Here is a 22,871-nt window from a genome sequence, read left to right on the forward strand (position 1 = left end):
GGCCCCCGACAGAGAACTCTTATGCCCGCGGGCCGCGGGTGACACGTTTTGTTCATCCGATCCCTGCCATTTTATGAAATGGCTTTTGGCGGCCTTAACCGCCAAGCTGCTAATTATTCTCCATGGACACACTGATCGAAAGACGAACGGGATTTCGTGAGCTGCCGGTGCTGCGAGGCCCGGCAATCATCGTCGTCGGTGCGGAAAGCGTCGAGGCGTTCATCGAGAACACCTCGACCGTCGGCTTGATGATTACAGTGTCGGCCAAGGCGGTCGTCCCTCCCTCTTTTACGCTTTGCATTGGAGAGTACCGGAAAGAGTATGAGTTGGTTTGGAGAAACGGCACGCATTTAGGCGCCCGCCTTTCAAGCTGAGCTGGTTCTGGTGAGACGGCAATGCGTGTTGGACCGCCGGCGCGTAATTTGATCCCCGCGTGGCAAGTGGCGAGGTTTCATACGGCGGGCGACAAGGTCGAGGCACAGCATTATCCGTCAAGATCCGCCGAGCTGGCCGTAACGATCAACAATCCACGCAAACGCCTAAACGCCGAGATTGAGCAACCTGTCGGTCATATTCGAGCTGTGCGCTTCGAGCGCTGCGACATAGGCGTCGCGATCGCGCTTTTCCAATGCCTCCAGAATACGGCGGTGCGCAGCCAGCGAACGCTCAAAGTCCGGCAGTCTGCGCAATCCGCGCTGGCGATATAGGGTGAGCTCATTGTTGAGCGCGCGATAGACTTCGGCGCTCTTACTGTTTCCTCCCAGGCGCACGAGTTCGACGTGGAAATTATCGTTGTTGGTGTAGTAACTCGCCAGATCGTTATCGCTCGCATCGGCCTCGATCCGTAGAGCAAGCGTCCGCAAGCGCGCCAGGTCGTCATCGGTCACATTTTCTGTCGCCTTCTTGGCCGCTTCAATCGACAGAAGATGAGCAATTTCATAGGTTTCGTGAGCCGCCTGCTTTGAAATTTCACGCACGAATACGCCACGATTCTCAATGATCGTTACCAGCCCAGCCTGCTCGAGACGCCTACAGGCTTCCCGAATTGGGGCGCGGCTCACCTCGAACTGCTGGCTCAGAGCGCGCTCATTGATCGGCTCGCCCGACTGGAGCTGTCCCGACAGGATCATCGTCTCCAGCCGTTCGAAGATCATCGTGACCAGAGATGGATTGCGTCTGAGTGCGAGTTCGCTCAACGGAATTTTCCTCCTTGACAACACCAGTATGACCTATACCGTGTCGATTGTCGACAATCGGCCATTATCAATTTTAGAGGAATATAACCGTGATAGTCGGAATTGACCACATCGAGATCATCGTCCGCGATGTCGAGGAATACGTAGCGTTCTACGAGAAAATGGGATTCAAGCTCCTGCGCTGGACCGATCACCACGGACGTTCCGCGGAATTGCAACTGCCCGGTGACAACCAGCCCATCATCGAAATTCATACGGTTGTCGGCGAAGAAAACCCCGGCATCAATCACATCTCGTATCGCTGCCAGGACATAGACAGCACCTATGACGACTTCAAAGCAAAGGGCTTGCCGATGACCAAGCCGAAGGCCTCCGATACCGGCCGCAAGAATGCCCACATGCGCGACCCCGATGGCTGGCGTCTGCAGTTCAGCGATACCGTGCGTGGTGAGATCCCGGGCAACCAAGAGGTCGCCTCCTAAGCGGGCGACGGTCACAACCCGAAGCAGGGGACGGGCATGGGCGAGTGGATATTGCAGGTTAAAAATCTGCACACCTACTTTCGCGGCGCCACTGTGGTCAAAGCAGTGCGTGGAATTGATCTGGAAATTGCTGCCGGGGAAACCCTCGGCATCGTCGGGGAATCCGGTTCTGGAAAAAGCGTCATGGCTCAGGCAATGATGCGACTGGTTCAATCCCCGGGCGGCATTGAAAAGGGTGAAATCCTTCTCGATGGCGAAGATCTGGCAAAACTGCCCGAGGCGCGCATGCGCGCTATTCGCGGCAACAAAATTGCCATGATCTTCCAGGAGCCCATGACCTCCCTCAACCCCGTCATAAGGGTCGGCGACCAGATTGCCGAAGTGGTTCGCCTGCACAGGGGATATTCGAAACGACAGGCCCTCGATTTTGCCATCGAGATGCTGCGCAAGGTTCGCATTGCCGATCCAGAGCGCCGGGCCCGCGAATATCCCCACGAATTGAGTGGCGGCATGCGCCAGCGCGTGATGATCGCCATGGGCCTTGCCTGCAACCCCAAGCTTATTGTCGCTGACGAACCCACCACCGCGCTCGATGTGACCATACAGGCGCAGATCCTCAAGCTGATGGTCGACATGCAGGCCGAGACAGGCACAGCGATGCTTCTCATCACCCATGACCTGGGTGTCGTCGCTGAGACCGCCCAGCGGGTCGCGGTCATGTATGCGGGCCAGGTGGTCGAATATGCCGGGGTGGAGGAATTGTTCGCCGACCCGCTTCATCCATACACGCAAGGTTTGATGGCCTCGGTCCCTCAGATCGACCAACCACGACCTGAATCGAGGATGCTGCCAGCCATTCCCGGCGCAGTGCCTAGTCTCGACGCCCTCCCCGTGGGATGCGCTTTTCAGGATCGCTGTCCCCATGTCTTTGACAAATGCCGCGTGAGCGAACCCTTGCTCAAGCTTCACCGCGACGGCCATAGCGCAAGGTGCTGGCTCCATGATTGATCAGCCCAAACAGCCCCTTCCTCTGCTCCAAATCACCGGCCTCAAAAAGCATTTTGGACGCCCCGGATCCAAGGCTGGCGTGGTCAAGGCCGTCGATGGCGTGGATATCACCATCTATCGCGGCGAAACGCTCGGGCTCGTTGGTGAATCGGGATGCGGAAAAAGCACCTTCGCACGCTGCATCGTGCGCCTGACCGAGCCAACCAGCGGTAACGTCACTTTCGATGGCATCGATGTTCTCAAGCAAGATGCGCCCAATATGCGCCGACTGCGCAAGCGCATGCAGTTCATCTTCCAGGACCCTTATTCGTCCCTCAATCCGCGCCGACGGATCGGTCAGATCATCGCCGACGCCTTTCGCGTCCACAAACTCTATAACGAGCAGGAACGCCAAGAGCGCGTCGCAAGTCTGCTCGAGACAGTGGGACTGCGTCCCGAACACGCCGATCGGTTCCCGCATCAGTTTTCTGGCGGCCAGCGCCAACGCATCGGCATCGCACGTGCGCTCGCCCTCAACCCCGAGCTCGTAGTTGCCGACGAGGCAGTGTCTGCGCTCGATGTATCCATCCAGGCTCAGGTGCTGAACCTTCTGGTCAAGCTTCAGCATCAGCTTTCGCTGACCTACGTGTTTATCTCCCACGATCTGGGCGTGATCAGGCATATCAGCGATCGCATCGGCGTCATGTATCTCGGCCGGCTCGTCGAATTGGCGCCCGTCGACGTGCTCTATGATCGCCCTTTACATCACTACACCGAAGCGCTGCTGCAAGCCGTTCCGCGCGCCACGCGCCAATCCGAGCGGCAAATTCTGGGTGGCGATGTGCCCTCGCCCCGGAATCCGCCATCGGGATGTCCGTTTCACACACGATGCCGCGCAAAGCAGGATCGCTGCACACGCGAGGTGCCCGATTTTGTCGAACGCGAACCCAAACATTGGGTCGCCTGCCACTTTCCGAACGATCCAGGGTCGGGAGCCCGGGTCGTCTGAGAAAACCGAGATTGTACGCTCCGTACAAGCCATGAGGGAAATCAAAGAGAGGGAATTGAAATGTCGTATATAGAGAAAAGACGCTGGGGCTGGCTTGCCCGCCTTGCCACCAGTTTTGTCCTAGCCACCGCGCCTCTTGCCGTTGGCTCATCGGTCTGGGCGCAAGATGATGCTGCCGTTCAGGATGGGGGAACACTCGTTGTGGTTCTGCCCGGCGATCCCCAGGGCCTCAACTCTGCCCTTTCGACCGACACAGCGTCGAGCAATATCGTCGGGCAGATCTATGGAACTCTCGTGCGGCTCGATGCAGATGGTGCCGTTCAGCCCTATATGGCCGAAACCTGGGATGTCTCAGAAGATGGCCTCACCTACACTTTCACGCTTTTCGAAGGCGTCACCTGGCACGACGGCGAGCCGTTCACGGCCGATGATGTCGCCTGGGGGCTCTGGAACGTCAACCGTGAATACAACGGGGCGTCTGCCGGTTTGCTGGCCGCTGTCGAATCCATCGAAGCGACCGACGATCTCACTGTCGTGTTCAACCTCGCCTATCCCTATCCGCCGCTTCTGGCGGGCCTTGCCTATCCCAACAGCGCGACAATCCTGCCGCGCCATCTATTCGACAATGGCAGCGATCCACGCCAGAACCCTGCCAATCAGCACCCGATCGGCACCGGCCCCTTCATGTTCAAGGAATGGCGCGCAGGCAGCCATATCGAACTTGTCAGCAATCCCGACTATCACTTCGATGGCCGCCCCTATCTCGACCGCCTGATCTTTCAGGTCATCCCCAACGAGGCGGCGCGCGGACTGGCCCTTGAACGTGGCGATGCCGACTTCATTCCCTATTATTCGATGTCGCTGTCCGAATATGAGCGCCTGTCGGGCATTGAAGGGATTGCGGCAACCATTCACCTGCGCACCATCGCTGGCGAATACATGGCCTTCTTTAACACTCGCAACGAGCCTTTCAACATTCCAGAAGTCCGGCAGGCGCTATATCATGGCGTCAACCGCGATGAGCTGCTCGAAAAGGCCGCGTTCGGTCTGGGCACGGTGGCCACTGGCCCGATCTCTTCGGCTCAGAGCCAGTTTTATACCCCTGCCGGGACGTTTTATGACTACGACCCCGACCTGGCCGAACAGATGCTGGACGAGGCGGGCTTCCCCCGTGGCGCAGATGGCACGAGATTTTCGGTTCGCCTGAGCTACGACCAAAAAGAAGGGCCGATGACCAATACGGCGGCATTGATCCGCGCTCAGTGGGCCCGTATCGGCGTCAATCTCGTGGTCTCACCCATGGAATCCGGCGCCTGGCGGGAGGCCGTCTACCGCCGATGGGATTTCGATATCCAGATGGGCACCTGGGCGACCGGCCCCGATCCCGCAATCGGCGTACAGGGCATCTACACTTGCGAAACCATCGACCCCAATGGTGGCCGCAATGCCTCGGGCTACTGTAATGAAGAACTCGACGCCGTCTTCTTTGAAGCGGCCCAGGAGGTCGACCACGAGCGCCGCGTCGAACTCTATGCCGACGCCGTCGAAATTCTCACTGCAGATGCTCCGCACATGTGGCTCTGGGACCGTCAGTATCCGGTGGCCTTCGATGAAGATCTCGTGGGTCTGCCTGGCGATCCGTCCGCCTATGGTCCTTTCGACTATGTAGGCTGGAAGCAATAGCCAGACGATCCGGGCTGGGGCGACAAAGCCCCGGCCCATCCCGACCGCCCCTATTGTCAGGAAGTCGCGAGATGTCCCTGGGTTTATTTCTGCTCAAGCGTATTGCCTACGCAACGCCGCTTCTTGTTGGCGCCATCGTTCTCATTTTCGTTCTGGTGCGCCTCGCCCCCGGCAATCCGGTCGATTACATCATCGGCGAGATGGGGGCGGATCCTGTCGTCGTCGCGCGTCTCATGGCCGATATGGGGCTCGATCAGCCCGTCTACGTCCAGCTCTACCGCTATGTCCTTCAGGTTCTGACCGGCGATCTGGGCCATTCTTTCGTCTCCAACGCGCCGGTCATCGATCTCATTCTGGATCGCTTACCAGCTACCCTGCTCCTGATGGTGTCGCAACTCGTGCTTTCGATCCTGATCGGGGTGTGGCTCGGGGTTCTTTCAGCGCGCAAGCCCGGCTCCTCACTCGACAACGCCATCACAATCTTCTCACTGGCGACCTTCGCCATTCCTGTATTTTGGCTCGGCCAGATGCTCATTCTGACCGCTGGCTATTATCTCCACTGGTTTCCGATACAGGGCATGGTCAATTTCCGCGCCGGTTATACCGGCTGGGAGCACGTGGTCGACGTTGCCTACCACATGGTTCTGCCCGTAACCGCCATGACCCTTCTCAACCTCGCCCTCATTCAGCGCCTGACCCGCGCCAGCATGATCGAGGTATTGGGGCAGGACTACGTCAAGGTCGCCCGCGCCAAAGGGTTGACCGAAGGTGCAGTTCTCGTTCGCCACGCCCTTCGCAACGGTCTCTTGCCTGTCGTCACGGTGATCGGGCTCGAATTCAGGTCGCTGATCGCAGGCGCGGTCCTAACTGAAACGGTTTTTGCATGGCCCGGCCTTGGCCGGTTGACCTTTGATGCGATCGGCACGCGCGATTACCCGCTTCTGATGGGCATGTTCATCTTCATGTGCGCGCTCGTCATCATCGGCAATCTGATCACCGATCTGCTTTACGCCCTGCTTGACCCCAGAATTCGGTATTCGTGATGAACACTCTTGCTCTACGACTGCGCAAGACAGGCGATCTTTGGCGGCTGTTTTCCCGCCGCACCTCCTCGGTCGTCGGCCTCGTAGCTGTCGTCATCGTTGTCCTAGCCGCGGTATTTGCCAGCGTTCTGGCTCCCTATGGCCGACTGGATATGGGACTGTCCTTCCAGCCTCCGTCAGGCAACCATTTTCTTGGCACCGATAGCCTGGGTAGCGACGTCTTCAGCAATATCCTTTATGGCGCGCAAACCTCGCTCCTCGTGGGCTTCTGCGCCGTTCTGACCTCCAGTGTCATCGGGATTCTGGTCGGCGCCATCTCCGGCTATTACGGTGGTTCGGTCGACAACATCCTGATGCGCATCACCGAGCTGTTTCAGATGGTGCCGCAGTTTTTCCTCGCCATCATCATAATCGCCCTGTTCGGCTCGAGCATCTGGAATGTGATATTCGTCATCGGCATCCTGACCTGGCCATCGACAGCACGGCTGCTGCGGGCCGAGTTTCTGGCTCTCAAGCAGCGCGAGTTCATCGAGGCGGGCCGGTCGCTCGGCATGACCGATTTCGATTTGATCACGCGCGAAATCCTGCCCAATGCGCTGCCGCCCGTCATCGTCAACGCAAGCCTGCAGATTTCCGGCGCCATATTGCTCGAAACGAGCCTGAGCTTTCTGGGGCTGGGCGATCCCAACGTCATGAGCTGGGGCATGATGCTCAACGCAGCCCAGGAGTATTTCAACCGCGCCTGGTGGATGGCGGCATTCCCAGGCGTTGCGATTTTCATAACCACGCTAGGTCTCAATCTCGTGGGTGACGGCCTCAACGATGCCCTCAACCCTCGGCTTCGAACCTAGTTCTAAGTCATCGAAAGAAATCGACCCTATGAACGATCCTGCTCGTTTCGCAATGACGCCAAATCCAGTTTGGACCCGCCCCGTCGAGGGCATCTCAAAGGTCGTTCCCGCCAACTCCAGCGCTGTTACACCATGGAGGCGACTATTGAAGGTATGGGTCCAATGACCGTAAACGTTATCGAAGGGCAACCGCGCGATTGCAGGCCGTTGGACGCATCGCCAGGTGGCTCGCGTACTTACGCAAGCAGTTTCGTATGGCCGAGCCGGAAGAGCTTCGCGCGTGCTGCGCAAGCTATGATTCCAAGAAAATCAATGTTCCCGATATCTAAAACGACAATAAGACTTTGGTCTTAGTTGACGCTCGTTGATGTTTTCTCGGAGTATCAATTTAATGTCAAAATCGGCCTCATAGCCGGGATTCGGGCAAGAAGCGGGGTTTGGGAGGGCCCCCTAGAAGATGTCTTCATCAAGCGCTTTTTGCCGATAAGGTGTCCACGGGCCGGTTTATTCCGCTCGACAATTGCAGAAAATTACCAGTGCCGAATGGCTGCAATGTACGCAGTCGAAAACGGCTGATTTTGGGAAGGACTAAGTTGCCTTATTCTATCGAACGTAAAACGGTTGCACTGCTCTCCGCAGGGTTGATTTCCACCTTCGTTGCCGCCTCCGCAACCCTGGCGCAAGACGTTGCGCTCACCGAAGGCCCAGCAACGATCTGGGACGGCGTGTACACAGCAGAGCAGGCCGACCGCGGACAGTCTCTGTTTACCGAGAACTGCTCGAGCTGCCATGGTTCGCAGGCTGGCGGCGGGCCCGCTGGTCCACCGCTAGCCGGGAGCACTCTCGACGCAAAAGCTGATACGCCAGTCGCTGCAATGATAGACTATATGATCGCTGCCATGCCGCCGGAAAGCCCTGGCAGACTGCGCACCCGCGAATACGTCGACATCATGGCCTTCATTTTAGAAGTACATGGCGCACCGGCGGGCGAGACAGAACTCCCGCCGACCGTTGCCGACCTCAATGATATCACGTTCGCAACCCAGCCAGAAGATTATGCAGCGCCAGAGCCTTCGGCAGACGTCGCCCCAGAAGCGAGCGCTCCTGTGGAAGAATCTGAAGCTGAGCCGTTCAATGATGGACATTGATCATTAGCGGCGTGGAGGAGATACGCACACCAACGTCCGGTGACCAGCAGCTAAAATTCATCGGACGTATTATTTAATTAAGTGGAGGAAAAACATATGCGATTCAGATACTTGCTTTTGCAGACTCTCGCCACGGCGGCATTGGTCTGCGCACCGGCTTATGCTCAAGATCGCCTCGCCGATCTGGCGCCCGTCACTGACGCTGATCTTCAGAACGTCGATCCAGGCAACTGGCTTGCCTACGGTCGCGACGTATACAATTTCGGCTACAGCCCGTTGACCGAAATTAACGCCGATAACGTGGATACCCTTCAGTCAGCCTGGGCCCGTGGCATCGAGTCTGGACAAATCCAAACGGCACCGTTGGTTTATGACGGCGTGATGTTTATCGCCAGCCCCAACGAAGTCGTTGAGGCCATCGACGCCGTCACAGGCACACTATTGTGGCAGTATCGCCATCGCATTGAAATCGAGCCGGAGCTATTGAACTCGATTACGCGCGACCGCAAGCGCGGCATCGCTATCTATGGCGAGAACATCTATTTCGCCACTTGGGACAACCATCTGGTCGCCCTCAATATGCGTGATGGCCAGGTGGTATTTGACATCGACCGCGGACAGGGTGACGAAGGCATTTCAAATTCTTCTGGTCCCATCGTTGCCAATGGGATCATCGTGCTCGGCTCGTCCTGCCAGTATTCGGGCTTTGGTTGCTACGCCACAGGCCATGATGCTCAAACGGGCGAAGAACTTTGGCGCAATTATTTCATCCCACGGCCAGGCGAAGAAGGTGACGAGACCTGGGGTGGCAGCTCATTTGAATCGCGTTGGATGACCGGCGCATGGGGACAGTTCACTTACAATCCAGAACTCGATCTTGTGTTTTATGGATCGTCTTCGACAGGACCGTCTTCAGAGGTGCAGCGCGGCACTGTTGGTGGTACCCAATTTGGCACCAATACTCGTTTTGCCGTCAAGCCGCAGACGGGCGAAATCGTCTGGCGCCACCAGACCTTGCCCCGCGACAACTGGGATCAAGAATGCACCTATGAAATGATCGTGGACACGGTCAATGTCGGCCCTAGCGATACGATGGAGACCCTGCAGGCCATCAATCCCAATGCTGCTACCGGCGAGCGTGCAGTTTTGACAGGGGTGCCGTGCAAGACGGGTACGTTGTGGCAGTTCGACGCTGCTACAGGCGAGTTCATCTATGCTCGCGACACCGCCTACCAAAATCTGATCGATAACGTTGACGAAGACGGTATCGTAACGGTCAACGAAGACGTCGTTTTCAAGGAAGACAACGCGCCGATCTATCATTGCCCGACATTCTTGGGCGGTCGTGACCAAGCACGCACAGCCTACAATCCCGACACCAAGGTCATGTTCGTTCCCTTGACCAATGCTTGCATGGAACAGACACCTCGCCCGGACGTGCCGATCCCGGCGAACTCCTACAACCAGAACTCGGTTTACTCGCTGCCTGAAGGCATGACCAACGCTGGTCGTATCGATGCTGTCAACGTGGAGACCGGTGAAACCGTGTGGCGTTACGAGCAGGAAGCCGTCAACTACGCCTCGCTGCTGGCTACCGGTTCGGAATTGGTGTTCTCGGGCGGCGCGGATCGCTATTTCAAGGCGATCAATCAGGAGACTGGTGAGCTTGTATGGCAGACGCGTTTGGCTGCCAGCCCAATGGGCACGCCAATTAGCTATGAAGTCGACGGCAAACAATATGTCGCCATCGTCACGGGCACGCCCGGTTACGGCGGGACGCTGATGACGCGTCTGGTTCCCGACGCTGCCGACATGAGCTCCCTAGGCGCCGCCATTCAAGTGTTCGCTCTGCCCGACGCCGAATAGCTGTCGCGTCACTACCAACCGGCGCGATAATTCGCGCCGGTTTCTTCCCCGGCAGGGCTTCGCGTCCTGCTTTCTGCGCAACGGGACGACTTCGGTCCAGTACACCCGATGCGAGAGGCCTCGCCCATGTTGTTCCGCTCCCCCCTAAATCCGCTACACAAGACCGGCCGTGCGTCGGTGCGCATTGCCCTCGTCATCACATCTTTGATCTGGATGTCTCTGCCCTCCCCCGCAGCCATCGGGCAAGAGGACCCGGTGTCGAGGGACATGTACGACGAACGCCTGCGAAACGAAGGTAATTCTATTGCCTTCTGCCTGCGGCCCATCGGACCACTGGCGTCATTTGAAGCCGAACTCGCCGACCAGTTGGGTCAGGTTCTGCTGACTGAGGTGCGTACATACACCGTAAATGAGCGAAGCTTTCCGGTCCGTCCCACCATATTTGACTACATCTTCGGGCTGACAGACGAACAGATGTTTATCGTGATGGCAGAGCAATGCGATGTCCTTTTGGGGATGCATCTGTCAACGGCAGCGCCGCCATGGGTACGGTTGTCCAGGCCTTATATCGTCGCGCGCATGCTCGGAATATCCGATGATCCGGAGGTTCGGACGCTAGCCGATCTGAGACAGACCCACCGGATCGGTGTTCAAGCTCTCGCAGCGGGTGACGCGGCCTTGACGAGCTATTTACGTACGCTTCCAGCCGATACGATCCCTCAAAGGGTTATCTTTCGCGACAATCGCAGCCTCTTTGAGGCCCTTTCCACTGAGCAGGTCGACGTGACGCTCATGTGGGAAGGCGCGCTGATGGCAGGCGTGGACGGCGATGCGACGGGCTATCATGCTTTGGACTCGCTGCCTTTTCCCGTGGATGCTGTCCGGATCAGCGCTGCGGTGAACGTCAGGGACAGTTTTCTCGGCGCACTCATAGACGAGGCCATAGCAGCCCTTGAAGCCGACGGCACACTCGCCGAGATGGCGGTGCGCCATAAAATTCTGTGGCCCGACGCGTAATGATCAGTCTCCTTTATGAGTTGACTCCAGTTAGGATCGTACTCGATGGCAGCGCCGGAATAGTTGTCATTGCCTTGCATGGGTTTTTCCTCGCCCTAGCCGCGCGGGTCATGGGCGACGCCGGCCCAACACATGACGGACGACTGACCCTAAATCCAATCGCGCATATCGATATCTTTTCATTGGCTGGAGTTGTCATCGCGCAACTGGGCTGGGTGCGTCCCATGGATATCCGTTCGCGTGAACTCAAGGGTGGCATTGCCCGTGTCATTGTCATGGTCCTTCTGGCGCTCGCTGCAACATGGAGTATCGGACGTGCAGCAATGGCGGCGCGGGGACTTTTGATCTCCCTGACGCCGCCGGACTTGCTCCAGATGACCGAGTCTTGGCTCTTTGCCTTCACGCGCATGTCCGACCGCTTCGCGCTTTTCAACCTACTGCCTATCCTGGCGCTGACGGCTTCTCACGCAGTACGTGAATATCTGCCCGAAAGGCTCCGGGGCACCGGCCTTATCGTTTCTGGTCTGACGCTGGTTCTGGCTTTGATGCTCAAACTACTGGTATGGCGATGAGACCGCCACGAGAGCCGCTCTCGTCGATCCTTGAGGACAGCCGCAAACGCTTGCTTGCCAGAGCCGCTCTTCTGGTCATGGCAAGTGCCTTGGCGGCGGGCGCCATCGCGTGGCTCAGTTTGACAATGATCGAAGCTGCGCATCGCCAAGGTTGGATCGAAGCCTCATTGACTTTGCGTGTCATACCGGCAGTCGCAGCAGCATTGTTGATCGGCGCTGGGGTTGCGACAGCGATTTCGATCGGCTGGAACCGCGCCATACTTGCTCATGGCGCTCTTGCTCTCTCAATCGATCGTCAGGCCAATATGGGTCTTGCCTATGCGACGGCAGTCGAAGTTGCTGTGAGATCGCCGGCTGGGCCGCTTTCGCGCGCGCTCGTATCAGATATGCGGACGCATGTGGCGGGCATCGATATCTCCGGACTTTGGCCACTGGTCATTCCCTTGATCCGCAACCTTGCAATAGCAGCAATAGTTGCTGCCGGGGCTGCAGCGGCCATGTCCGCCACATTGCCTCCAATTGAGGTTATTCCCGCATCGACGACAGCACCAGATTCTAATCAAACGCGCGACCACGCCCAAAACCTTGCCGATCGGCTGAATCGAGAGGCGGTGCTCCGTCAAGAGCCGATTCTGGCTGCAATAGCGCGCGCCATCGAGGAGCGCGTCGCACGAGCTTCACCTGATGTCAGCGCCGACGCGCTCGATGACGAACTTAATGCTCTGATCGACCAAGCATTGGCAGCATTTGGTGAAAATGCGCCAAGCTGGCTTAACGATCGGCGCGCTTCGGGCCAGATGCCGGACGGATCCAATGTCGCGACAGGTGTGTCAGGACCGCAAAATTCCAATCTCCAACAAGGCACTGACGAATTCGCGATCGACCTCGAGGCGATCGAAAGCGCCAGACGCAATCAGGACGTCGCTATTCTCGAAGGAGACGGCAGAGAGCCTGGCGAAGAGTCCGAAGCGATGGGGGAGATCAGGCCAGGTGACGGGGGGCCTCCGGGATCGGCGATGACACCCGAGCGGATCGAGCCGCAGGAGATGCAATTTGCAGGGCGGGAGTCGGTGGGCGCAGCGGCAGAGTCAGGCCGAGGGGCCGCCGATCAAGCCGGTGCGGGAACCCAATCGCTTGAAGGTGAAACCATGGTGCCCGGTGCAGATGGAAACGTCGACATGACTCTACCCCCGGCCGCTCAAGAGACTGGACAACGTATTCGCATAACCCTACCGCCGTCCGAAGCCGAGCAGTCGATTGCAGCTAGAGGCGGCGCGGGCAGCGCCAGCGCCGGTGGCGAGACAACGCAAACCGTAGAGCGTCACTCGCTGCCAACAGGCAACCGTGAAGCCTTGGGACGATATTTCGAGAGGCTGGCCGAATGAGCATTGGTGATCAAACAAGCCCGATGCTCGGACATGACTCTTTACAGGTTATCGTGTGTTGATGCTGGGGTTTCTCGCACCAGCCATGCTTGGGCTCCTTGCATTGGGCGCGTTTGTGGCCTGGCTGCACACGGCCCAGCCCCCGCGTCGGATAGTGTCCAGCATGCAAATATGGCTCTCTCTACCCGACCAGCCGGGTGCCGCCCGGCATCGCTGGGCCTTTCCCAAATTCTCGGCCCTACTGCTATTGCAATTGGCAGCCCTATTGGCTTTGGTTCTCGCTCTTTCCCAACCGTTTATAGGAGCCCCACCGCCAGCGCATTTAGTCGTCGTCATTGATGGCTCCGGCCCAATGCGGGCGATGGCCGGCGAGGACTCTGTCTTTGATTTGGCTAGCGCCGATCTTGTGCGCAACCTTGCCGACCGCAAGAGTGCACCGCCCGAGCGTGTTACGCTCATTCTGGCCACGCCCGAACCACGTCTTATCGCGGCCCGCCACGCGTACGAGCCCGAGGCAATGACTTCACTGCTTGAAGGATTGGACGCCAGCGATGGGCCTGCTGACTGGCTGTCAGTAGCACGGCTCGTGCGACAAACACTTGTTCCTGACGAAAGCACCGCGGGCCTCTTGGTCGGCGGCGCCGTACCTCATGAGGTTTCAGATGAGTTGGAAGAGTATTTCAGATTTACCCATCTGCCCGTCACACCGCAACGTCTAACGCCCGAGCTGGATGTTGGCCTGGTTCGTGCCAGTGACCAGACATGGACATTGAAAGGAACACTTCGCGCCGATCCCGACCTAGCAGGCGCGGTGGTGCAGATTGGCTTTACGCCCAACGCCGATATCGGTGTTCGCCCGCCTTTGCCCTGGGCGAGCCTGGAGCTCGATATGGTCGAGGGCAGTGCGCAGTTTGAAGAAACCCTGACACTACGAGATGCGGGCTTGATTAGCGTGAGTGCGTTGGCCGAAGATCGGCAGAGCTGGCCGGGCGCCGAGGCGCGCTTTATCACCCTACCGCAGCCGCCCCAAAAAGTGCTCTATATCGCGCCAAGCGCCGCCCTGGACCAACCCTTGCTGCGCGCCATCGCGGCACAGGGCAACATGGATCTTTTCCAGACTGACCGGCTGCCGCAACAACACGATGACTACGCTTTGGTCATTGTAGACGGCATACACCTGCCTGTGGCGCCACACGCACCCACGCTTTGGATTGGAAGTGCGGGAGTGGGTGACGAGCATTCAGGCACAGCGTCTGTAGCCGACGCCGACTTCTGGCACCCATTCCACCCGCTGACACGGAGCGAAGACTGGACAAGTCCAAATTTCGGGTCAGTTGCCACGGGCCAACTTCCGCAAGGAGCAGAGGTCCTCTTGTCCGGCGCCAGCTATCCGTTAATGGCCGTCAGTACACGGGGAACGTGGCAAGACGTGCACCTTAAATTCGATCCTCGCCAGGTCGACTGGAGCAGTGGCGATGCTTTGCCAGTGTTAACTGGCGCCATAACCAATTGGCTCGGCCTAAGCGGGGCATTGCGGGGCAATTGCCAGGTGGGACTACCATGTGCGGTTGAGCCCGGCACGTTCAGCACCGCTGACAATGCGACGGGGTTCAGCACAGCAACGGAAGTGTTCACGCCTAAGGTGGCGGGCTTGTTTCGGGACGAAAGGGGTACCTTGCTCGCCGTCAATGCAGCACCAAACCGCTTCCGCAATCTCGATGCCAGCACCCCGTCGCCATCCCCAGCACGGACGTCCTTAGGCCTCAGCGGTTACCTTCTTGTTGCAGCCTCCCTCCTTCTTCTTGCCGACGCAACACTACGCTTGCGCATGAGCGGGCGGCGCGCATTGCCGGCATTTGTTGCCCTAGCTCTTGTCGGGACTGCGCTCGCTGGCTGGCCTTTCCCCTTGCCATTCGAACGCACTGTACAGGTCCATTTGGTTGCCGAAGGGGGCAGTGCTGATGCAGCCAATATGACCGTGGCTGCCGGACCCGCGCCGCGCGTCCTAATCGACGGGATGACGCCGAAGACGCCACTTGCGCCCGAGGCGAGGCTGGCCGAACCGAGGGCAACGGCCATAACCAACAGTATCGCTGCACTGGACCTCGCCGCAGCGCTTGTCCCTCCCTATCAGGTAGCCGAAATCGTTTCAGAACTGCCGATCCGAATGCCGATCCCCACGAATGCCAGCGATGGCGTTTGGCTTCCCGCTCACGCGTATCTCCGAGCGCCCCCTTTGGCAGTGCAAACAACCGCTGGACCGGTTCTTTCAGCGATAGCGTTGCCGGCAGCTGCTCTGCCGGGCGATCGCCTAAGGCTTACAGCCCTGGTTGATGCAGATATGGAGGTGCCCGCCGAAATTGCTTTCCATGCCAATGGCACCCAGCTCGCCATTGAAGACGTAACCCTACAAAATGGCATGAACCGCATCGAAACCCAATTGCCGCCCCTTGCCGAAGGCGAAACGATATTCACGGTCACGATCAGCACAACAGGGGCACTGACATCAACCCTCTCTGCAATCGTTAATACGCGTCCCGGTCGCCCCATCATTGTGCTATCCCCCGATCCGGCACATGGCGAAGCTTTTGTTCAACTTGCAACAATTTCTACACCCGGTCTGACTGGCACAAGCCCGTCCGATCTGGTGGTGACCGATCCTGCCGTGGCACCGGATTATCTACGGGATTGGCTGACCTATGACGCCATCGTGTTGCTCAACATGCCGGCGCGAGCCGTGACCAGGCGAGAGGCGGGATTAATCGAAAGCGCCGTCACGCGCCACGGGTTGGGTCTGGTGATTTTAGGCGGTAGCGATGCGTTTGGTCCCGGAGGCTATTTCGCAACACCCCTCGAAGCACTGTCTCCCCTTTCTGCACGCGTGCCAAGAGACGCGCCCGAGGTCACGATGGTCTTCGTGCTGGACCGCTCGGGAAGTATGAATCAGGAAATTGCTGGAGGGACGCGCCTTGAACTGGTGCGGCAGGCGACGCAAGGCGCAGTTGGCCTGCTCAACCCGGACAGCCAAGTGGGCATCGTCGTCTTTGATTCTCAAGCCCGCGTCGTCTTGCCGCTAACGCCAGCCAGCGACACCGAAGCCGTCCAGACAGCACTCGCAGGCGTTGATACCGGCGGGGGCACCGCCATCGCCCCTGGCATCGAAGCCGGTTGGGCGTTACTGCAAAGATCAGACGCACAGGCGCGGCATATGATCGTCATGACCGACGGACTGAGTTTGCCAGGTGATTTCACCGGCATTGCCTCACGGATGCGCGAAGAAGGCATCACTGTCTCGGCCGTTGCGGTGGGAACCGGCGCTGACGCACGTGCGGTTCTCGACATCGCTACAGCAGGTGGCGGATCGGTGCATGCGTCAGATGATTTCGCCACCCTGCCTTCCATCCTCTCACAGGAAGCCATGCTGCTGTCCTCTCCGGTGCGTGAAGGACCGGGTCAACCCAAGTTCAGCGATATTTCCGATCCACTCGTGCGCGCTTTGCCGCCCAGATTGCCGTTGCTCGATGGCGTGGTTCTAACCACGGCAAAGCCTCAAGCCGATGTTGCGCTCACAACGAGCACACCTGATGGAGACGAAACGCCGTTGCTGGCGACATGGCGGTACGGCAACGGCAATGTGCTCGCCTTTGCCAGCGATGTAACCGGCCCCTGGTCTCGCGACTGGCAGGCAGATCCCGCTCTGGCGGCGCTCTGGCCGCATGTGCTACGTCAAATAAAACCTGTTCGTCCTGCAAGCGGCCCCTGGCTGAGCCTTGTGGATCTGGGCGAAAGTATGCAACTGACGCTCCAAGCCTTGGACCCAGACGGGGCGATGCGAGAGGGCCTAAGTCCCATCGCGACCGTGAATATCGATAAAGGCCCGCCGTCAAATCTCGAATTGCGAGAGATTGAGCCAGGGATTTACCAGACCACATTCACACCGGAAACGACTGGCCGCATCGGGGCGCAAGTTACCCTGCCCGGCGTGCCGGGACCGCAGGCCAACAGTCGGATGCCGCCTGACGAAATGGCCGAAACAGCCTTTTTTCGTGCGCGGCCATTTTGGGCAGCGCCGCTACCGGACAAGCCCTTCCTGGCGGCGGGAGGGATCGGTTCACTGCCAAAAGGCTGGGGCACTCGCCTCGTGCCAGGCCTGACCACCCCATGGCTGGTGCTGGCGCTTGTCGCCTTTTTCGTTGCCCTTGTATTTTATATGCGTCCTCGCCAGTTGGCTTCACGCTTGCGGGCACCTGGCGCTCCTATTCGCTCAGACCAAGGAATGACCTTGTGACCCCATCTACAGACATAATCGCCGACCCCGACAAATTGCGTGGCGCCATCGCAGCCGCGCGGGCGGAAATGGGAAAGGCGGTTCGCGGACAGGATGAAACTATCCTGTTGATCCTAATTGGCATCATCTGCGGTGGCCATGTTCTGTTGGAGGGGCCACCAGGCACTGGCAAAACATTGATGGTTCAGAGCCTGCACGCAGCGACGGGGCTCGACTTTGCTCGGATACAGTTCACACCCGACCTGATGCCAGCAGATATTACCGGCGGCATGACCCTAGTCGATGACGGCAATGGCCATGCTCGCGTCGAATATAGGCCAGGCCCAATCTTCACGCAGCTTCTGCTTGCTGACGAGATCAATCGTGCCACGCCTCGCACGCAATCGGCATTGCTTGAGGCAATGCAGGACGGCGCCATTTCCCATGACGGACGCACTGAAGCGCTTCCGCAGCCGTTTACAGTTCTCGCTACCCAAAACCCTATCGAAATGGAGGGTACTTACACACTGCCCGAAGCCCAGATCGACCGGTTTATGCTGCGTATCAATGTGGGCTATCCAACGCCCGACGTGCTGGCCGAAATTCTTGTCGCCACCACAGGGCGTGAGCGTCCCGATATCACAACAATGCTGACGGCGGGGCAAATTCTGACGTTACGTGATCTGGTCCGGGATATGCCTGTTGTTTCGGCCATTCCGCTCGCCGTGGCCCGCTTGGCCGGAGCCACCCAGCCCGGTACACCCAATGCCGACCCCGAGGCCAACAAGGTCCTACGCTACGGCATTAGCCCACGCGGCGCACAATCGCTGCTGCTGAGCGCAAAGGCCCATGCCTTCATAGTCGGACGCAATCATGTGGCGATTGATGATTTGCGGGCAGTTTTGATGCCAGCACTTCTTCACCGTTTGCAGCCTCGTTTCGAAGCCCGTGTCGACCCCCACGCGGTCGCCAAGCTTCTCACCCGTCTCTTTGACAGACATCTAGGCGATCTTTGATGAAGACCGACGTTGCCTCAAAACGCTCGATGCCTTCCCCTGACCTGATAGATCGGTTATCGGCAATGCGGCTGGCGGCGCCTGCCGCACGCGCCAGACGAGGCATCGGCGAGCGCGCGTCGCGTATGAGCGGGCCCGGAATGGAGTTTGCCGACTTCCGCACCTATCGCGCCGGTGACGACCTGCGCCACGTCGATCCACGCAGCATCGCGCACGGTACGCCGGTAACGCGCAAATATGTCCAACGCCAACAAATTCTAGTTACCATTGTTCTCGATCTGACCCCATCGATGATGGTCGAGGACAAAGCTGCGCTCGCAAAGGGGATCGCCCGCGCATTGGGATTTGTAACGCTAGCTGCGCAAGATAGGCTGCGCATTTTTGTTCTGGACGAAAACCCGGGGTTAAAGCGCTCACCCACCTGGCACGGTCGGGCGCGGGTACACGAAATGATCGAATTTGCCGAGCCCCGCACCCAGGGCCCCGGTGGACCAAGCGAGCGCACTCGCCCGGACCCAGCATCGCTGTCGGCACCCATTTCCGACCTGATTGGCGACAGTGATGCGGGCTCCATTGTATTCATCCTATCGGACTTCTGGGGAACGGGATTGAGTGAACCCCTCGCGGCCCTTACCGCAACTGGGGCCATGGTGATCGCGATGCATATTCTCGCCGCCTCGGAGCGGGATCCGTCATCGATGGGCAACGGCATTATTCGGCTAGTTGATGCTGAGACTGGGAGGGAACGCGATATGGCACTCGATGACATCACGTTGACAGCGTATCACGCGGCAATGAGCCGCCACACCGATGGGCTGAGGGAAGCCCTGATTGGCGGCAACGTATATCTTCCGGTCGCAGCCGAGGAGACACTCAGTGATGTTTGCCTCAAGCGACTGACCGCGGCGGGGATAATTGTATGACCGAGGATGTCGATGCAAAGGGTACTGCAATTTCAGTCGAAGGCGTTTCACAACGCTATGGCCGAACGTTGGCACTGGACAATGTCAGCCTCACAGTCTCAACGGGTAGTCTTTTTGCCCTGATCGGACCTAACGGAGCGGGTAAGTCCACCCTGATCGATATCTTGTGTACGATCCGCGCTCCGCTTACGGGGCGGGTTTTGCTCACAGGACTAGATCTCGCGCGCGACCCGCGTGGGGTGCGCCGCCGCATCGGCGTAATCTTCCAGAACTCCACGCTCGATACGCGGCTATCTGTCTTCGACAATCTTGATTTTCACGCTCGCGTCCATGCGATGGAACGGGCCGAGCGACGCGAGCGGATCGATCAGATGCTGGAGTTAGTTCAGCTGAGCGATTGGCGCAAAGCCCCCGTGCGCTCCCTGTCGGGCGGAATGAAACGACGGCTAGAAATCGCGAGGGGCTTACTGCATGGCCCCGAAATCCTTTTTATGGACGAGCCTACTGCAGGGCTGGATCCTCAGTCCCGCGCAAATATCTGGGACTACTTAACCACCCTGCGTGAAAAAACAGGCATTACCATTGTTGTCAGCACCCATTACATTGACGAGGTGGCTAGCGCGGACCAGGTCTGCATCATCGACGATGGGAAAATCCTTGTCCAAGGCACGCCTGCCGATCTGAAGGCTGCCCATGGCACAACGCTGCTCAGACTCCAGCCTGAAGGCACGGAGGGACGAGCGGCCATTCTTGCCGCTCACACGCAGACGATTTCCTTGGCCGATGGCAATATTTTATTGCGCTTTGCATCGCTTCCCGAGGCGGAAGCCACTCTGGCTGCTCTGCGCGGTCAGATCAGCCTTGCGACCCTGGAGCCGCCCAGCCTTGAGAGCGTGTTTCTTAGCCTAACCGGCCGAGCGCTCAGAGAGGAGGCGCCAATTTCTGGCCGTGCGAAGCCAGCTAGTGGAGGACGACGGAAATGAGCAATGATACGATCGATATCACAATAGCCCGCCGCCCCACCCCCGGTAGATTCCGGGATATGTGGAACATTTCCTGCGGCGTCCAGACAATCTGGTGGCGAGAGGTCAAGCGTTCCCTAACCGACCGTGGACAGCTTGTCGGCGGCGTCTCACGCCCGTTGCTCTGGGTGCTGATTCTTGGAGTCGGGCTAAACCCATTCTTCCGTGGCGAAGTCATGGGCGACGTCCGTTTCATCGTGCCCTATACATATCTACAATATATCTTTCCCGGCGTGATCGTCCTCAATATCCTTTACACCTCGATCCAGTCTGCAGTTTCGCTGATATGGGATCGAGAGTTTGGCTTCCTTCGGGAAGTGCTCGTCTCACCCTTACCGCGCAATTTTATCCTGCTCGGCAAAGTGTTGGGCGGTGCCACGACGGCTGTCGTGCACGGCATGCTTGTCCTCGCAGTCGCCCGTTTCGCCAATATCCAGATGGGTTTTGCCGAGGTGGGCGTAGCTATGGCGCTTATGTTTCTGCTTGCGTTCGGGATGACATCTCTGGGCATCGTTATTGCTAATTACGTCAAAGGTTTTGAAGGGTTTGGCGTATTTTCCAACGCCTTGGTTCTGCCCTTATACTTTACGTCATCAGCAGTCTTTCCGATGGACCCCTCCCTGACCCGCGCGCAGACGCTGGTGACGTACCCGCGCTGGTTGGTCATGATGGTTGAAGCAAATCCTGTGACCTACACCGTGGATACACTGCGCGGCATTCTAATCGGGTTCAGTCAATACCCGATGATGCTGGGATGGCAGATCACTGGGGGCCTGGCGGTTGCGATGTTTTGCCTGGCGATGTTCGAATTCCGAAGGCTTTAGCTGATGGCCTTGCCGTTCCGCGCAACCCTAGCCGCCGTCCTGCCCTTGGTCATCTCGTTTGCAGTGGTTTTGGGCGTGAACCTGCTTCCACCCGATACTGCGCTTGAGGAAATTCGTGCGCTCGGCAGACTGACCGTCTGCGCGCCACGGGACATGGAGCCATTGGTCATCAATGACCGCGAGCGCCCGGGCTTTGAAATCGAACTCATCGAGGAAGCCGCCCGACGATCGGGCTGGCGTCTGGCAGTTACAAGTAGCATCGCAATGGGACGCGAGTTCAATCCGGGAAATTGGCGTATCACCAGGGCTACCTGCCGCATAATGGTCGGAGGGCTGCGCAACAATGCGTGGAGCCAAAGTCTTATGGAAATGGGGGAGCCGTATCTTGCCAGTTCATGGATTTGGGCGGCGGAACCTGGTACCGCCTGGCCTCCAGAAACTGCAGCGTTCTCCCCTGGTGTCGTCGCATTAGATCGCGTCGAGCTCAGCACCTATCTACGCGGCCTAGGGGTCCAGATATTTCCCGTCAAGGACACAGATGAGCTGCTGGCAACGATCAACGCTGGTAGTGGCGCCGCTGGTATCACCGATTCAGTTACTGCTACCGCCTTTTCGGACGATCTGGATCTAGCCATATCCATTCTGCCAGAAGGGCCGCCACAAAGCGGGATATCGATAGGCTTCTGGAAGGGCGACACTACACTTCGGTTGCATATGGACATCGTGATCGAAGAAATGCGATCGGACGGCACTGTTGCTCGTATCGCGGAAAAATATGGTCTGATCGGCAGCCTGATACCCTAAAGATAATGTCGGGATATGAGCCTTTCGCGGGCTTGCGCTCAGAGACTCTTGCGGTTCGCTGATTTAAAGGGGCGTCCGCCAGCGATTGCCTGAGCCCAATAAGCTGCAAGGCCTTATTTTGTCGGGCATATGTTTGGGGGCGGAGTACGACCTCTACGGCTAGTTGAAGCGCTTATGGGAAGAAGATTAGAAGCGCGATACCGCAAATCAGCTTCTACCCCCCGCTACAGCAACCCGGCCTTGCAAGATCGCCATCAGGGGCCCTGGACCACAGCTCCACACTTTGCATGGTCCTTCGAATGCCGCACAGAGTTGACCACGCCCCGGCGGAGGCATAGTTCCCCTCACCACGTCGCCGACCTTATGGGGAAACCGTTGTTTGCCCCGTCCCAGTCCTGCGCCGCCGCAAATCCCGTTGCCAACAGGGAGGTTGATAATGATCGCCGCCGCAACGACCGTAAGCGCGAAGGTCACCCCGTCTGTTGCCGTCTTTCCTGGGGCGCTATTGGCACCTGAGAGTTTGTGATGGGTGTCATGTTCTATGTCTGCGACTATGCCTGGGGATAGAAGTTTCCATCTGATCGAGGCGGTGCCTGATCGGCTGGAAGGCGCACCGATGGCACGACGGCGTCGATGGTCTGATGCGTTCAAGGCAGAGGTAGTGGCGCGGAGCTTTGAACCGGGGACGAACGTTTCGGCCCTGGCGCGCGAGATCGGGATACAGGCCTCTCAGTTGTTTGGCTGGCGAGCGGAAGCCCTCAGGCGGGGTGAGGTCA

At 58.4% G+C, this 22,871-nt stretch carries 20 protein-coding genes; 19 read left to right on the forward strand and 1 reads right to left on the reverse strand.

Going from position 1 to position 22,871, the window contains the following annotated elements; translation table 11 throughout:
• The first annotated feature begins 122 nt into the window (after window positions 1-122).
• Entirely contained in the window at window positions 123-374 is a 252-nt protein-coding gene (locus BLR31_RS15380; RefSeq protein WP_090597588.1) for a hypothetical protein, read from the forward strand.
• A gap of 165 nt (window positions 375-539) precedes the next feature.
• Here BLR31_RS15380 and BLR31_RS15385 read toward each other — a convergent pair whose 3' ends face one another.
• Complete coding sequence (locus BLR31_RS15385; RefSeq protein ID WP_143009406.1) at window positions 540-1,196, reverse strand: GntR family transcriptional regulator; 657 nt, start codon at window positions 1,194-1,196, stop codon at window positions 540-542.
• An 89-nt stretch (window positions 1,197-1,285) separates the two neighbouring features.
• On the opposite strand from BLR31_RS15385, the gene BLR31_RS15390 reads away from it, so the two are divergent.
• The 18 genes from BLR31_RS15390 to BLR31_RS15475 form a co-directional block, all read left to right on the forward strand.
• Window positions 1,286-1,678, forward strand: coding sequence for a VOC family protein (locus BLR31_RS15390; protein ID WP_176762699.1), 393 nt, complete (start codon window positions 1,286-1,288; stop codon window positions 1,676-1,678).
• 36 nt (window positions 1,679-1,714) lie between these two features.
• Window positions 1,715-2,686, forward strand: coding sequence for an ABC transporter ATP-binding protein (locus tag BLR31_RS15395; RefSeq protein ID WP_090597591.1), 972 nt, complete (start codon window positions 1,715-1,717; stop codon window positions 2,684-2,686).
• Entirely contained in the window at window positions 2,679-3,674 is a 996-nt protein-coding gene (locus tag BLR31_RS15400) for an ABC transporter ATP-binding protein (protein ID WP_090597592.1), read from the forward strand. The genes BLR31_RS15395 and BLR31_RS15400 overlap by 8 nt, the downstream gene beginning before the upstream one ends.
• Window positions 3,675-3,734: 60 nt before the next feature.
• Complete coding sequence (locus BLR31_RS15405) at window positions 3,735-5,357, forward strand: ABC transporter substrate-binding protein (protein ID WP_090597593.1); 1,623 nt, start codon at window positions 3,735-3,737, stop codon at window positions 5,355-5,357.
• A gap of 71 nt (window positions 5,358-5,428) precedes the next feature.
• The gene (locus BLR31_RS15410) at window positions 5,429-6,400 is read left to right on the forward strand and encodes an ABC transporter permease (RefSeq protein WP_244505089.1); all 972 of its coding nucleotides are present in this window, start codon (window positions 5,429-5,431) and stop codon (window positions 6,398-6,400) included.
• Complete coding sequence (locus BLR31_RS15415; protein WP_090597594.1) at window positions 6,400-7,251, forward strand: ABC transporter permease; 852 nt, start codon at window positions 6,400-6,402, stop codon at window positions 7,249-7,251. Before BLR31_RS15410 ends, BLR31_RS15415 begins: the two co-directional genes overlap by 1 nt.
• A gap of 593 nt (window positions 7,252-7,844) precedes the next feature.
• The gene (locus tag BLR31_RS15420) at window positions 7,845-8,399 is read left to right on the forward strand and encodes a c-type cytochrome (protein WP_176762700.1); all 555 of its coding nucleotides are present in this window, start codon (window positions 7,845-7,847) and stop codon (window positions 8,397-8,399) included.
• A 96-nt stretch (window positions 8,400-8,495) separates the two neighbouring features.
• Window positions 8,496-10,265, forward strand: coding sequence for a pyrroloquinoline quinone-dependent dehydrogenase (locus tag BLR31_RS15425; RefSeq protein ID WP_090597596.1), 1,770 nt, complete (start codon window positions 8,496-8,498; stop codon window positions 10,263-10,265).
• 126 nt (window positions 10,266-10,391) lie between these two features.
• Window positions 10,392-11,282, forward strand: a complete 891-nt coding sequence (locus BLR31_RS15430) for a substrate-binding periplasmic protein (RefSeq protein ID WP_176762701.1) — start codon at window positions 10,392-10,394, stop codon at window positions 11,280-11,282.
• Window positions 11,282-11,854 (forward strand): zinc metalloprotease, encoded by a 573-nt coding sequence (locus BLR31_RS15435; RefSeq protein WP_090597598.1) that lies wholly within the window; start codon window positions 11,282-11,284, stop codon window positions 11,852-11,854. Before BLR31_RS15430 ends, BLR31_RS15435 begins: the two co-directional genes overlap by 1 nt.
• Window positions 11,851-13,239: a hypothetical protein gene (locus BLR31_RS15440; RefSeq protein WP_143009407.1), complete on the forward strand. Its 1,389-nt coding sequence runs from the start codon at window positions 11,851-11,853 to the stop codon at window positions 13,237-13,239. The genes BLR31_RS15435 and BLR31_RS15440 overlap by 4 nt, the downstream gene beginning before the upstream one ends.
• A 388-nt stretch (window positions 13,240-13,627) precedes the next feature.
• A complete protein-coding gene (locus BLR31_RS15445) occupies window positions 13,628-17,527 on the forward strand; it encodes a VWA domain-containing protein (RefSeq protein WP_176762702.1) in 3,900 nt (1,299 codons plus the stop codon).
• Window positions 17,524-18,522, forward strand: a complete 999-nt coding sequence (locus BLR31_RS15450) for an AAA family ATPase (RefSeq protein WP_244505090.1) — start codon at window positions 17,524-17,526, stop codon at window positions 18,520-18,522. Before BLR31_RS15445 ends, BLR31_RS15450 begins: the two co-directional genes overlap by 4 nt.
• Window positions 18,522-19,445, forward strand: a complete 924-nt coding sequence (locus tag BLR31_RS15455; protein WP_090597601.1) for a DUF58 domain-containing protein — start codon at window positions 18,522-18,524, stop codon at window positions 19,443-19,445. The genes BLR31_RS15450 and BLR31_RS15455 overlap by 1 nt, the downstream gene beginning before the upstream one ends.
• The gene (locus BLR31_RS15460) at window positions 19,442-20,428 is read left to right on the forward strand and encodes an ABC transporter ATP-binding protein (protein ID WP_090597602.1); all 987 of its coding nucleotides are present in this window, start codon (window positions 19,442-19,444) and stop codon (window positions 20,426-20,428) included. The genes BLR31_RS15455 and BLR31_RS15460 overlap by 4 nt, the downstream gene beginning before the upstream one ends.
• Window positions 20,425-21,291, forward strand: a complete 867-nt coding sequence (locus BLR31_RS15465; RefSeq protein ID WP_244505091.1) for an ABC transporter permease — start codon at window positions 20,425-20,427, stop codon at window positions 21,289-21,291. The genes BLR31_RS15460 and BLR31_RS15465 overlap by 4 nt, the downstream gene beginning before the upstream one ends.
• 3 nt (window positions 21,292-21,294) lie before the next feature.
• Window positions 21,295-22,095: a substrate-binding periplasmic protein gene (locus BLR31_RS15470; protein ID WP_090597604.1), complete on the forward strand. Its 801-nt coding sequence runs from the start codon at window positions 21,295-21,297 to the stop codon at window positions 22,093-22,095.
• 541 nt (window positions 22,096-22,636) lie between these two features.
• A partial coding sequence (locus BLR31_RS15475; protein ID WP_143009408.1) for a transposase occupies window positions 22,637-22,871 on the forward strand: 235 nt, incomplete at its 3' end.

This window comes from Pelagibacterium luteolum (assembly GCF_900100665.1).
In the GTDB taxonomy this organism is placed as follows: Bacteria; Pseudomonadota; Alphaproteobacteria; order Rhizobiales; family Devosiaceae; genus Pelagibacterium; species Pelagibacterium luteolum.

Excerpts from the sequence above, each read along its gene's own strand:
- BLR31_RS15380 (WP_090597588.1), top strand. The coding sequence starts at position 123 with ATGGACACACTGATCGAAAGACGAACGGGATTTCGTGAGCTGCCGGTG.
- BLR31_RS15395 (WP_090597591.1), top strand. The coding sequence starts at position 1,715 with ATGGGCGAGTGGATATTGCAGGTTAAAAATCTGCACACCTACTTTCGC.
- BLR31_RS15400 (WP_090597592.1), top strand. The coding sequence starts at position 2,679 with ATGATTGATCAGCCCAAACAGCCCCTTCCTCTGCTCCAAATCACCGGC.
- BLR31_RS15405 (WP_090597593.1), top strand. The coding sequence starts at position 3,735 with ATGTCGTATATAGAGAAAAGACGCTGGGGCTGGCTTGCCCGCCTTGCC.
- BLR31_RS15410 (WP_244505089.1), top strand. The coding sequence starts at position 5,429 with ATGTCCCTGGGTTTATTTCTGCTCAAGCGTATTGCCTACGCAACGCCG.
- BLR31_RS15415 (WP_090597594.1), top strand. The coding sequence starts at position 6,400 with ATGAACACTCTTGCTCTACGACTGCGCAAGACAGGCGATCTTTGGCGG.
- BLR31_RS15425 (WP_090597596.1), top strand. The coding sequence starts at position 8,496 with ATGCGATTCAGATACTTGCTTTTGCAGACTCTCGCCACGGCGGCATTG.
- BLR31_RS15430 (WP_176762701.1), top strand. The coding sequence starts at position 10,392 with ATGTTGTTCCGCTCCCCCCTAAATCCGCTACACAAGACCGGCCGTGCG.
- BLR31_RS15435 (WP_090597598.1), top strand. The coding sequence starts at position 11,282 with ATGATCAGTCTCCTTTATGAGTTGACTCCAGTTAGGATCGTACTCGAT.
- BLR31_RS15440 (WP_143009407.1), top strand. The coding sequence starts at position 11,851 with ATGAGACCGCCACGAGAGCCGCTCTCGTCGATCCTTGAGGACAGCCGC.
- BLR31_RS15455 (WP_090597601.1), top strand. The coding sequence starts at position 18,522 with ATGAAGACCGACGTTGCCTCAAAACGCTCGATGCCTTCCCCTGACCTG.
- BLR31_RS15460 (WP_090597602.1), top strand. The coding sequence starts at position 19,442 with ATGACCGAGGATGTCGATGCAAAGGGTACTGCAATTTCAGTCGAAGGC.
- BLR31_RS15465 (WP_244505091.1), top strand. The coding sequence starts at position 20,425 with ATGAGCAATGATACGATCGATATCACAATAGCCCGCCGCCCCACCCCC.
- BLR31_RS15470 (WP_090597604.1), top strand. The coding sequence starts at position 21,295 with ATGGCCTTGCCGTTCCGCGCAACCCTAGCCGCCGTCCTGCCCTTGGTC.